The 12,830-nt window shown below is 46.5% G+C and carries 9 protein-coding genes; all 9 read left to right on the top strand.

Annotation, left to right across the window (positions count from 1 at the left end):
- Nucleotides 1-8: 8 nt before the first annotated feature.
- The 9 genes from FDP09_RS20965 to FDP09_RS20935 all read left to right on the top strand — a co-directional run bounded on the left by FDP09_RS20965 (nt 9) and on the right by FDP09_RS20935 (nt 12,829).
- A complete protein-coding gene (locus FDP09_RS20965; RefSeq protein ID WP_137404467.1) occupies nt 9-1,361 on the top strand; it encodes a family 43 glycosylhydrolase in 1,353 nt (450 codons plus the stop codon).
- Between the two features lie 5 nt (nt 1,362-1,366).
- Nucleotides 1,367-3,862 carry a glycoside hydrolase family 95 protein gene (locus FDP09_RS20960; RefSeq protein WP_229683325.1) on the top strand — a complete coding sequence of 832 codons (2,496 nt, stop codon included), beginning with the start codon at nt 1,367-1,369 and terminating at the stop codon, nt 3,860-3,862.
- Nucleotides 3,863-3,879: 17 nt separating this feature from the next.
- Entirely contained in the window at nt 3,880-5,292 is a 1,413-nt protein-coding gene (locus tag FDP09_RS20955) for a glucuronyl esterase domain-containing protein (RefSeq protein ID WP_222840304.1), read from the top strand.
- A gap of 34 nt (nt 5,293-5,326) precedes the next feature.
- Nucleotides 5,327-6,286, top strand: coding sequence for a glycoside hydrolase family 43 protein (locus tag FDP09_RS20950; protein ID WP_137404466.1), 960 nt, complete (start codon nt 5,327-5,329; stop codon nt 6,284-6,286).
- A gap of 51 nt (nt 6,287-6,337) precedes the next feature.
- Nucleotides 6,338-6,472 carry a hypothetical protein gene (locus FDP09_RS24230; protein WP_262710636.1) on the top strand — a complete coding sequence of 45 codons (135 nt, stop codon included), beginning with the start codon at nt 6,338-6,340 and terminating at the stop codon, nt 6,470-6,472.
- A gap of 164 nt (nt 6,473-6,636) precedes the next feature.
- Nucleotides 6,637-7,473, top strand: coding sequence for a sialate O-acetylesterase (locus tag FDP09_RS23955; protein ID WP_188834916.1), 837 nt, complete (start codon nt 6,637-6,639; stop codon nt 7,471-7,473).
- A 12-nt stretch (nt 7,474-7,485) separates the two neighbouring features.
- Nucleotides 7,486-9,405 carry an alpha/beta hydrolase-fold protein gene (locus FDP09_RS20945; protein WP_188834917.1) on the top strand — a complete coding sequence of 640 codons (1,920 nt, stop codon included), beginning with the start codon at nt 7,486-7,488 and terminating at the stop codon, nt 9,403-9,405.
- Between the two features lie 105 nt (nt 9,406-9,510).
- On the top strand, nt 9,511-11,463 hold the full coding sequence (locus FDP09_RS20940) for a glycoside hydrolase family 97 protein (RefSeq protein ID WP_137404465.1): 1,953 nt from the start codon (nt 9,511-9,513) through the stop codon (nt 11,461-11,463).
- A 4-nt stretch (nt 11,464-11,467) separates the two neighbouring features.
- Complete coding sequence (locus FDP09_RS20935; protein ID WP_137404464.1) at nt 11,468-12,829, top strand: glycoside hydrolase family 43 protein; 1,362 nt, start codon at nt 11,468-11,470, stop codon at nt 12,827-12,829.
- Nucleotide 12,830: the final 1 nt, after the last annotated feature.

Here is a 12,830-nt window from a genome sequence, read left to right as displayed (position 1 = left end):
ATTAGAAAATGCCTAAAATAACCAACTTCAAATGCTACCTGTTGCTTTTTCTTTTATCTGCCGTTTTATCCGGTGCTGCCTTTGCCCAAAACCCTCTGGTAAGGGATCAGTTTACGGCGGATCCATCGGCCATGGTGGTAGGGGACAGGGTGTATGTCTATCCTTCGCATGATATTTATTGTGCCGAAAACAATGGAAGGGAAAATTGGTTTTGCATGCAGGATTATCATGTTTTTTCTTCCGAAAACCTCACCGAATGGACCGATCACGGGACGATCCTTCATCAGGAGGATGTTCCGTGGGGCAATTCCACAGCCAACAGCATGTGGGCACCGGACTGTATCGAAAGGAACGGAAAATACTATTTTTATTTTCCCGACCACGGCAAGGAAACCAGTGTCAATGGAAAGGGCTTCACCATTGGAGTGGCCGTGGCCGACCATCCCGAGGGGCCATTCGTTCCGGAGCCCCAACCGATTAAAGGAGTAAAGGGAATAGACCCAAATGTGTTTATTGATGATGATGGCCAAGCCTACCTCTATTGGTCGCAAGAGCATATTTATGGCGCAAAACTTAAGGAGAATATGCTGGAATTGGCGGGGGATCCGGTGATCCTGAAGGAGCTTCCGCAAGAAGGATTGAAAGAAGGTCCTTATATGTTTGAAAAAGACGGTGCTTATTACCTGACCTATCCCCATGTGGCCAACAAAACCGAGCGGTTGGAGTATGCGGTCGGCAAGAGCCCTCTGGGGCCTTTTGATTTTAATGGTGTCATCATGGATGAATCCCCTACCGGATGCTGGACCAACCACCATTCGATCATCCAATTTAAGGGACAGCACTACTTATTTTACCATCACAATGATTATTCGCCGGGATTCGATAAAAACCGCTCCATCAGGGCCGACAGTCTTTTTTTTGAAGATGATGGAAGCATCCGAAAGGTGGATCCTACGCTCAGGGGAATTGGGGTGACCCAAATGACCGATCACATTCAAATGGACAGGTACAGTGCGCTTTCTAAGGAGGGAGCCTCTATAGCCTTTTTGGACAATAAAAAGCCTTTTAAAGGGTGGATGGTGGAGTTGGAAAATGGGGCTTGGGTAAAATATAACCGTATCAGTTTCCATCAAAAGCCCCAGACCGTTTCCATACGCATCATGGCATCAAAAGCTGGAACGTTGGCCCTTTATTCAGGAAATGAGCGAGGACCATTATTGGCAAAGGTGAGGGTTTCCGGTGGTGATCATTGGGAAATCATACAAAAAGTGATCACGGATAGCATTTCCGGTATCCATGACATTGTCCTTGTCAATGAAAATGGAGGGAAGGTCGCAGTAGATTGGGTGAAATTCGAATAATGACGATGCTAGAAATATATAAAGTAAGCCGAAAGTATCCCATGCATCTATGCGTGAAGATCATGGTCGGGTGCTTGACCGGGCTGTGTTTTCAATCCTACTGTTTCGGCCAAGGGGATCAGTACCTTAAACTATGGTACAATGAGCCCGCCCAATCATGGGTGGAAGCGCTACCAGTAGGAAACGGCAGGCTTGGCGCAATGGTTTATGGTGATCCTTATGAGGAAGTGATCCAGTTGAACGAGAATACCCTATACGCAGGAAGACCACATAGAAATGACAATCCAGCGGCAAAGCAGGCACTGCCCGAAGTACAGAAAATGATTTTTGACGGCAAATATGATCAGGCTCAACAGCGGGTCAATGAAACGTTCTTTACGGGAATCAACGGGATGCCCTATCAGACCATTGGGCAGCTAAACCTTCATTTTACCGATAAGCGGGAAGTCAAAGGATATCATAGGGAGCTAGACTTGCAAAAAGCACTGGTGACTACGCAATACAAAAAGGGCAATACCCATTTTACCTCCCAGGTATTGGCCTCATATCCCGATCAAATCATCGTCATGCATTTATCTGCCGACTCTCCGGGTGCAATTGGCTTTATTGCTTCCATGGACCGTCCAGGATCGCCTCAAATGCAAACGGCTGATGCGGGGGAATTGCTAATGACCGGCGTTTCTGGGGACCATGAAGGCATTAAGGGAGGAGTAAAGTTCAGTGCAAGGGTGAGGGTGGAACATACGGGGGGAACCTTGGAAAAAACGGATAATGGCATAAAGGTGAGCAATGCCAATACGGCCACCCTTTACATTTCCATGGCTACCAACTATAAAAGCTACGATGACATCACTGGTGATCCCCTCAGGTTGTCCAACGACTATCTCACCAAGGCGATTGCCAGAGGGCATGAAGAAATCCGGAAAGACCATGAACAGGACTATCGAAAATATTTTGATCGGGTTTCGCTGGACTTGGGAGAGAGTGAAGCGGCGATGAACCCCACCGACGTGAGAGTCGAGAACTTTTCGAAAAGAGACGACCCCCAGCTTGTGGCTTTATATTTCCATTTTGGCAGGTACCTGCTGATTTCTGCTAGCCGTCCGGGAGGGCAGCCGGCAAATTTACAAGGGATATGGAATGACCAGCTTGATCCAGCCTGGGACAGCAAGTACACCGTAAACATCAATACGGAGATGAATTATTGGCCTTCGGAAATCACCCATCTCACTGAGATGAACGAGCCATTGGTGCAAATGGTCAGGGAGCTTTCACAGGCAGGGAGACATACCGCTAAGGACATGTACGGAGCACGAGGCTGGGTAATGCACCACAATACGGATATCTGGCGGATAACTGGCCCGGTGGATGGTGCATCTTGGGGAATGTGGCCTATGGGCGGGGCTTGGCTGTGCCAACACCTAATGGACAAATATGCTTTTTCTGGTGACACACAGTACCTCCGCTCCATTTATCCTATCCTCAAAGAGGCCAGCCGGTTTTACCTTGATTTTCTGAAAACCGATCCACAACGAGGTTGGAAGGTAGTCGTGCCTTCCATTTCTCCGGAGAATGCCCCATCGTTGGATCATGGGGCGTCCGTAGGTGCCGGAAATACGATGGACAACCAATTGGTGTTCGATTTGTTTCGGAAAACCATCCAAGCTGCTGAGCTATTAGGCGAGAGTGGAGGATTTGCGGACAGTTTACATAATACAATGCTCCAGTTGCCTCCAATGCAGATTGGGAAATGGGGGCAATTGCAGGAGTGGATGTATGATTGGGATAATCCTGATGACCACCACCGTCATGTTTCGCATTTGTACGGCCTTTATCCTTCCAATCAAATCTCACCCTACCGTACTCCAGAGCTTTTTCAGGCGGCCAAAACCTCTTTGCAGGCCAGAGGGGATGAATCCACCGGCTGGTCCATGGGATGGAAAGTTAACCTATGGGCACGTTTGCTTGATGGTAATCATGCCCTCAAGTTGATCAAAGACCAATTGTCTCCGTCCATCCAGGCAGATGGGAAACAAAAAGGAGGTACTTATCCAAACCTGTTCGATGCGCATCCTCCTTTTCAGATCGATGGTAATTTTGGCTGTACGGCAGGCATTGCAGAGATGTTATTGCAAAGCCACGATGGAGCCATTCACCTTCTTCCCGCACTTCCGGACGCTTGGGACACAGGAAAAGTGTCCGGTCTCCGCACCAGGGGCGGATTCGAAGTAGAGATGGTTTGGGAGGAGAAGAAGCCAAAACGGGTGATTATCCGGTCCACGCTGGGAGGTCAATGCCGGATCAGGTCGTATTTTCCCCTCGAGGGAGTGGGACTGCGGCCAGCCACAGGACAAAACAGTAATCCATTTTATCAGCCTCCGAAAGTGAAAACTCCTTTGGTTTCTTCCGAAACGGTGTTTGCACCGCTGTTGCTGGACAAAATCTATGAATATGATTTGTCCACCAATGCGGGAATGGAATATGAACTACAAGCTAAATGATCATATAGGTTGCCGATATGAAAAGACTATTTGACCTACTGTGTAAAATCAAGAAAGGTGGACAGCGGCTTTTGCCGGTAATTACAATTCCATTCCTGTTGGGTATTTGTTTGTTTATGGGCGAAAGGCTTTGTGCACAGGGGATGGCCCGTGACAGCCTAAACCGCTTGACCCAATTGGACTACGAAGGGATGAAAAAAAAACTGGGGCTAAAAGCTGCTATGCGTCCCGGCCCATCTGGAGATCCTTCCGCACCCGATGCTGCCAATATGGAGGAGGCAAAAGTAAGGCATTACGCCTTGCCTGATCCACTCGTAGCAAATGATGGAAGTGTGGTCAAATCCAAGGAGGTGTGGCAGGAAATAAGAAGGTCCCAAATCGCCAATGATTTGGAAAATGAAATGTTTGGGGCACTACCAGAGGACTTGCCCACTGTGGATTGGCAAGTGGTCCATGAGAAGGATACGGTAATCGCAAATTTTCCGGTGACCGAGAAACTGCTGATAGGAAAAGTGGACAATTCTTCCTATCCCCAAACTGACGTTCATATCCAACTGCTCGTTGGCGTACCCTCGGGTGCGGTTGATGCAGTACCGGTTGTTATGGAGTTTGGGTTTTTAAAATGGCCGTTTGGCAGTCCTCCTGCCGAGCCTAATAGTTACTTTATTTCTCCTTATGAACCTCGCTGGAAACAGCAGTTGCTTTCCAAAGGATGGGGATATGCAGTATTGGTGCCTTCAAGCATCCAACCGGATCACGGTGCTGGATTGAGAACTGGTATTATTGGCTTGGCCAATAAGGGCAAGTCCCGTGAGCCAGGACAATGGGGAGTCCTGCGTGCTTGGGCCTGGGGAGCCAGTAGTGCCATGGATTATTTCGAGTCAGACGCTGCTGTGGATGCTGCTAGAATAGGTATTGAAGGCACTTCTCGGTATGGAAAGGCTGCATTGGTCACGATGGCCTTTGATGACCGATTTTCACTGGGTTTTTTGGGTTCTTCAGGAGCGGGAGGTGCATCCCTTCTAAGAAGAAACTTTGGGGAGCAGGTTGAAAACTTGGCTTCTTCGAGTGAATACCATTGGTTTTGCGGGAATTTCTTGAAATATGCCAGTGAGCTTTCGGTGGATGATCTGCCGGTGGACGCCCATTCCCTCTTGGCGTTATGTGCGCCAAGGCCTGTTTTTATAAGCGTAGGCTCGCCATTTATAGAAGGTCAATGGGTGGACGCAAAAGGAATGTTCCTGGCAGGGGTTCATGCTTCCCCTGTTTATGGGCTTTTGGAGAAGGAAGGACTGGAAACCTCGGAATTTCCTGAAATGGGTAAAGCACTGACAGGTGGAGAAGTGGCGTTCAGGCAGCACGCCGGTGGCCACTCCACAGGTCCAAACTGGAGTACTTGGATTGCTTGGGCTTCACGATACTGGAAATGATTGCATTAAAAAACCTAAAAAATAAATTCTTAAAATGAAACTGTTAGCGTATTGGATCCTTATTCTTTGCACATTTATAAGTGTAAAATCCTATGGACAAAACCCAATCATTCAGGATGTTTTTACGGCTGATCCGGCTCCTATCGTCCATAATGATACAGTCTTTTTGTACACGAGCCATGATACCGCCACAGTAGAAGCAACCAATTACCAAATGAAAGATTGGTTGGTCTTTTCTTCTACTGATATGGTGAACTGGACTAACCATGGGGCAAAATTATCCCCAAAGTCATTCTCCTGGGCCACAGGAGATGCGTATGCGGCCCATTGTATAGAGCGCAATGGGAAATTCTATTGGTATGTATCTACTTTTCATAAAAAGAACAAAAACAGTAACGGTGGGGCGGCCATCGGTGTGGCAGTTTCAGACAGTCCCACGGGGCCTTTTAAAGATGCTATTGGAAAAGCATTGATCACCAATGAAATGACTACCGATAATGAGCATGGCTGGGATGATATTGACCCAGCAGTCTTTATCGATGATGATGGCCAAGCGTATCTCTACTGGGGCAATGGAAGCTGTAAATGGGCGAAACTCAAGGATAATATGGTCGAACTGGATGGCCCCATCCATCATTTTAAACCGAAGCATTTTATAGAAGGTCCTTGGGTGTATAAAAGGAAAGACCTGTATTATTTGGTCTATGCCAGCGCCGGGACAAAACCGGAAATGATTGAATATTGCACCGCCAAGAGCCCTGAAGGTCCGTGGAACTACCAAGGGATCATTATGGGAAATGTACCCAACTGCTTTACCGTTCATCCGGGAGTAGCCACATTCAAGGGAAAAGACTACTTCTTTTACCATAATGGGACACTTCCCACTGGAGGCAGTTACCGGCGTTCTATCTGCGTGGACTATATGCACTATAACGAAGATGGTACCATCCGGAAAGTGACGCAGACAAAAGAGGGAGTACTTTCGGCAGAGTGATTATCCAGCTTTATCAAGACAAAAAAAGAGTAAAGAAATTTAAGAAGTGGGATGGCAAAGGCACAGGCTTGTTTGACGGCCAATAGCAAACAGCAATGGGTGCTGCTCACAAGTGAGGAGTTTGCCTGTGCGGGAGTGGACTTGAATTTTAGCCAAAAGATGCACGGCGACGGGGTTTTTAGGTGACTTTTTTGACCTGAAGCAAAAAAGTTACAAGGTAAAAACCTGAGGAGTAGAGATGATAACACTGAAATGTTTAGATGCTTATTCAGCTTAAATTAACGGCTATCGAAAGCTATCATGATCGGAGGGTCAGAAAACAAAATATAACCAATTAATAAACCATATAAATGAAAGAACCATTCAAAAAAATATCTCTGGCGCTTGTCATTATGGCCGTAGGGTTTTCAAGCCAAGCGCAAGACAAGAATTTTTATATTTTCTTGGCTTTTGGCCAATCCAATATGGAAGGAGCAGCGAAGTTCGAAGAACAGGACATGGAGGTGAATCCACGGTTTCAGGTCTTGCAATCCATTAATTGCCCTGATCTGGATAGGGAAAGGGGAAATTGGTATCCTGCTGTACCACCTTTGACCAGATGCCATACCGGACTTACACCAGTGGACTATTTTGGGAGGACCCTGGTAGAAAGCCTGCCTGACAGCATACGGGTGGGAGTGATCAATGTGTCTGTGGGAGGTTGTAAAATTGAACTATTCGAAAAGAACCGTTACAAGACCTATGTGGAAACAGCTCCTGACTGGATGATCAACATGATCAATGCCTATGATGGAAATCCCTATCAGCACTTGGTAGAACTTGCAAAAAAGGCGCAGGAGGGTGGCGTGATCAAAGGGATTTTGCTCCACCAGGGCGAGTCCAATACAGGGGATGTCGAGTGGCCCAAAAAAGTGAAGGGCGTATATGAAAACCTGCTTTCCGACTTGGGCTTGGTATCAGAGGAAGTGCCTCTATTGGCCGGGGAAATGGTCAGTGCCGAGCAAGGAGGGAAATGTGCCAGCATGAATGCGATCATCGCCACCTTACCGGTGGTGATTCCCACTGCACATGTCATTTCTTCGGAAGATTGTGAGGCCATTGCAGACGGACTGCATTTTTCAGCAGCAGGGTATCGAAAACTTGGCAGCCGTTATGGAAACCAAATGCTTACAATTTTAGGATATTAATATAAACGGACCATGAAAAAGAGCGCTTATTTATTGATCATTTTTATATGGAGTGCAGTTGGTGTACATGCCCAGCATTTGGAAAAAGAAGCTCCGGAAGGTTTTGACCAGAAGCAAAGTGAAATTGCCCAAGGAAAATTGGACACAGTGGAATATGCTTCCACCACAGTGGGCACCGATCGCAAAGCGGTAATCTATACCCCGCCCAACTTTGACAAAGAAAAAAAATACCCCGTCCTGTACCTCCTACATGGAATTGGCGGAGATGAAACGGAATGGTTGCGGGGTGGCCAACCCCAAGTGATCATGGACAACCTCTATGCAGCGGGAAAGGCCGAACCCATGATCATCGTCATGCCCAATGGCCGCGCCATGAAAGATGACCGCCCCACGGGCAATATCATGTCCAAAGATAAAGTAGAGGCCTTTGCCACTTTTGAGAAAGACCTGCTCCATGATCTGATTCCTTTTGTGGAAAGCCATTATCCCGTCTTGGCTAATAGGGAACACCGGGCCATTTCCGGACTGTCCATGGGCGGTGGTCAAACCCTGAATTTCGGCTTGGGAAACCTGGATGAGTTTGCTTGGGTGGGGAGTTATTCTGCGGCACCCAACACCAAAAGTCCTGAAATACTGGTTCCGGATCCTGCCTATGCCAAGGAGCAGTTAAAATTGCTGTGGATTTCTTGCGGAGATCAGGATGGCCTTTTGGGATTCAGCCAGCGCACTCATGATTATTTGGTGAAAAATGACGTACCCCATATTTTTTATATCGAAGAAGGCGGCCATGACTTTAAGGTTTGGAAAAACGGGCTCTATATGTTCTCGCAACTGCTGTTCAAGCCAGTTGATCCATCCAAATTTGACCAATATAGTCCCTTGGGCATTCCTGCGACCACAAATGTCAGGGGGGGCAAATATCCGCAAATCATGCCTGATGGAAGTGCCAAGTTCAAGTTTAGGGCGCCATCTGCGGATAATATCCAGGTGGATTTGGGAAAAAAATACCCAATGACAAAGAACGATCAAGGAGAATGGGAAGTGACCACCGATCCATTGGGAGAGGGGTTTCATTATTACTCATTGTTGATTGATGGGGTTGCGGTAGTGGATCCTGCCAGTGAGGCTTTTTATGGCATGGGCAGAATGGCAAGTGGCATTGAGGTGCCTTTTTCGGGGGATGATTTCTATGCGGTAAAGGACGTCCCCCATGGCGAAATCAGGCAGGTAAGGTATTATTCTAAAGGGTTACGGACTTGGAGGAGGTTTTTCCTTTATACTCCTCCAGGATATGATATGGATGTAAACCGAGACTATCCCGTGCTTTACATCCTGCATGGCGGTGGAGAAGACGAAAGAGGCTGGGCCCAGCAGGGAAAAACGGATTTGATCCTTGACAATTTGATTGCTGAAGGAAAGGCCAGGCCAATGTTGGTGGTCATGCCAGATGGCAATATGCCGATAGCCGCGTTTGAGGAGAGAGGCTTGCAACTGTTCGAAAACGAATTAAAGAATGAGCTTATTCCGCATGTGGAGAAACATTACCGCACGCTAAAGGATGCTGAAAACAGGGCACTGGCGGGATTATCCATGGGAGGAATCCAAACACTGTATGCCGGTATCAACAATACAGACCTGTTTTCCCACTTAGGCGTATTCAGTTCAGGATGGATATCCCAACGTCAAAATAGTATCGCCGAAGGGCAGTATGCCATGATGGAAAAAAATGCCGCCATGATCAATGCTGACCTGGACCTTTTTTGGATTTCCATGGGAGGGGAAGAGGACATTGCCCATGACAATTGCGAGAAAATGCTTGGGGAGTTCGATAAAATAGGGATTGAATACGATTACAGTGAGTATCCCGGTGGCCATACTTGGCCGGTGTGGCGGCATGATCTCCACAGTTTTGCTCAGTTACTGTTTCAGTAAGTGCCTAAGCTATAATGGAGTACTGTTGATACCTCTCAGGTTTTTCCTTGCTCTCAAATACAAAAAGTAAGATTGTTGACTAACAAATAATTCAAAAGTTCAAAAATGAAATTTATCTCTTTTACATTTTTATGTGCCTTTTGCATGCTGCTTATCGCGGAGGTTGGTGCACAAAATATGAGGATCGTTTCCAGTCCCGATGGCAATCTTAACGTCAGGGTTTCTGTTAGCGACGACATGGTATCATATACGGTTCGCTATCAGGATAAGATAATGATGGAAAATTCCCCTTTGGGGCTGGTGACCAAGGACGGGGATTTTACTTCTAATGTGGCCTTTGTGGATGCTTCTACTGGGGAAATCGATAAGACTTATACCCAAGATAAGATCAAGAGTTCTGTTGTGAAGTATCAGGCCAATACGTTGACTTACACGGTCAGGAATGAGGAAGGAAAGCAAATTGCATTTCACTTTAGGGTGAGTGATCATGATATCGCATTTCGGTACGAATTGCCCAAATGGGGAGATACCAAGGCCACTGTAGTGGAGCGTGAACTGACCGGGTTTCGCTTTCCATCGGTCAGTACTGCTTTTCTCTCTTCTATGATGAAGCCCATGACCGGCTTTGCCCGGACAGCGCCCAGCTATGAAAGTGGTTATGTGACAGAGGTGGCTTTGGAAAGTACTACGGCGAAATTTGGCTACGTTTTTCCAGGTCTTTTTAAAGTAGGGGAATATGGATGGATACTGCTCTCCGAAACCGGGGTAGAAAGTAATTATAATGGATCGCACCTCAGTGGCTTTAAAGATGGCGTATATACCGTGGAATATCCCCACATGGAGCAAAATAATGGATTTGGCAGCACCGGAGCCCAAATAAGTCTTCCAGGCGTTACCCCTTGGCGCACCATTACCGTTGGGGAAACCCTAAAGCCGATTGTAGAGACCACCATTCCCTTTGATGTGGTGGAGCCACTGTATGAACCGTCCACCGCGTATCAATATGGAAAAGGCACTTGGAGCTGGATCCTCTGGCAGGACAACAGTATGAATTATGAAGATCAGGTGCAGTACATTGACCTGGCTGCTGCCATGGATTTTGAATATATCCTGATCGATGCCTGGTGGGATGAAAGAATTGGTTATCAAAGGATGAAAAAGTTGATCCAGTATGCCAACTCAAAGAATGTGGATGTCTTCCTTTGGTACAATTCCAATGGAAGTGCTAACGATGCATTTCAGACTCCCCTGAACAAAATGAACACCTCCATTGCCAGAAAACAAGAGATGGAATGGCTGGAGGAAGTAGGAGTCAAAGGCTTGAAAGTGGATTTTTTTGGTGGGGACAAGCAGGAAACCATGAGGCTATATGAGGACATTTTACTGGATGCCAATGACTATGGACTGATGGTGATTTTCCATGGAACGACATTGCCCCGAGGCTGGGAAAGGATGTACCCAAATTTTGTAGGAAGTGAAGCAGTATTGGCATCAGAGATGTTGGTTTTTTCCCAAGATGTGCGGGAAAAAGAAGCTTTTTATGCATCCCTTCATCCGTTTATCCGAAATGCAGTGGGTAGTATGGAGTTTGGCGGGGTGTTGCTCAATAAATTCCTCAACAGGGAAAACAAAGCGGGCCAAGAGCGCTTGACCACGGACAGCTTCCAGTTGGCCACGGGGGTGCTGTTTCAAAACCCCGTCCAAATGTTTGGTTTGACACCTAACAACCTGATCGATGTTCCGGAATTTGAGTTGGACTTTTTGAAAAGGCTTCCCACAGTCTGGGATGAAACGGTCTTTATTGATGGCTACCCTGGTAAATACAGTGTTTTGGCACGAAGGAATGGAAAGCAATGGTATATCGCAGGAGTCAATGCAGAGAGCAGTGCCAAGACCTTGAAAATCGATCTGCCCATGCTCAACGGACAGGAGGTTTCCTTATACAATGACGATAAAGAAAGACAGCCCACGCTCGATACGGTGAAAGTTGGCAGAAATGGGGAATTGACCGTTACCGTCCAGCCAAGTGGAGGCTTTGTGATAACAAATTCAAAATAGGCTCATGAATATAAACTATAAAAAACTCGTATGCACAGCATTTTTCCTTGGAGGAGTCTGGTTGAATACCCATGCCCAAAACCCGATTATCCAGACAAAATTCACCGCTGATCCCGCTCCGATGGTCCATGATGATACTGTTTTCCTCTATACCGGCCACGATGAGGATGATGCGTTTGGCTTCAAAATGCACAATTGGTTGCTCTACACATCTACCGATATGGTCAATTGGACCGAGCATGGCGCGGTAGCTTCGCTGAAAGATTTTGAATGGGTTTCCCAGGAAAACGGAGCGTGGGCCGCACACAGTATTGAGCGTAATGGAAAATTCTATCTCTACTGTCCTGTACCGGGAGGAGTAGGTATAGGCGTTTTGGTTTCGGACAGTCCCTATGGGCCATTCAAAGATCCCATTGGAAAACCATTGATAAAAAAGAGTGAACATGATATCGATCCAGCGGTATTTATTGACGATGATGGACAGGCTTATCTTTATTGGGGAAATCCCAAAGTTTACTATGTGAAATTAAATGAGGACATGATTTCTTACTCGGGAGAGATCGTTCAAGAGCCTTCAACTCCGAAGAATTACCAGGAAGGACCTTGGGTTTGGAAAAGAAACGGACATTATTATCTGTCTTATGCCTCAACCTGTTGTCCTGAAGGTATAGGTTATGCCATGAGCAGTTCCCCAACCGGACCATGGGAGTACAAGGGTATGATCATGGACGGTGACAAACGATCAAACGGAAACCATCCGGGAATTATTGACTTCAAAGGCAAGCACTACGTGTTTGGTTTCAATTATAACATTTTAAAACAAACCATGGCCAAGCATTATGAACGAAGATCCATTTGTGTTGAGGAGTTGAGCTATAATGCTGATGGAACCATTCAGAAACACCCTTTTTGGTCCAGAAATGTAGAACAAGTTGGCGTTTTAAACCCATACAATCGTGTTGAAGCCGAAACCATTGCCTGGAGTGAAGGGGTGAAAACTGAATTTGCCACGGAATGGGAACGGAACATCTCATGGGACAGAGGTAAAAAGGTGGCGGAGCGGTTGTTTGCGACAGCGATTCATAATGGAGATTATATCAAAGTACAGGGGGTAGATTTTTCCGATGGGCCAAAGACGATTGAGGTAAGTGTGGCTTCATTGTATGGTGGGAAAATTGAAGTTCGTGCTGACAATATTGATGGTCCATTAATGGGGACAGTCAATATAGATGCAAAAGGCCAGGGTGATTTATGGAAGACCGTGACCGAACCGGTAAAAAATATTAAAGGTGTGCACGATCTGTATTTTGTGTTTAAAGGAGAAATGGACTTGTTCAATTTTGATTGGTGGAAATTTACGAAATAAA

It is taken from the genome of Echinicola rosea, assembly GCF_005281475.1.
Lineage (GTDB): Bacteria > Bacteroidota > Bacteroidia > Cytophagales > Cyclobacteriaceae > Echinicola > Echinicola rosea.
The sequence above is the reverse complement of the archived record's forward strand: the minus strand, read 5'-3'. Positions and strand labels throughout refer to the sequence as shown.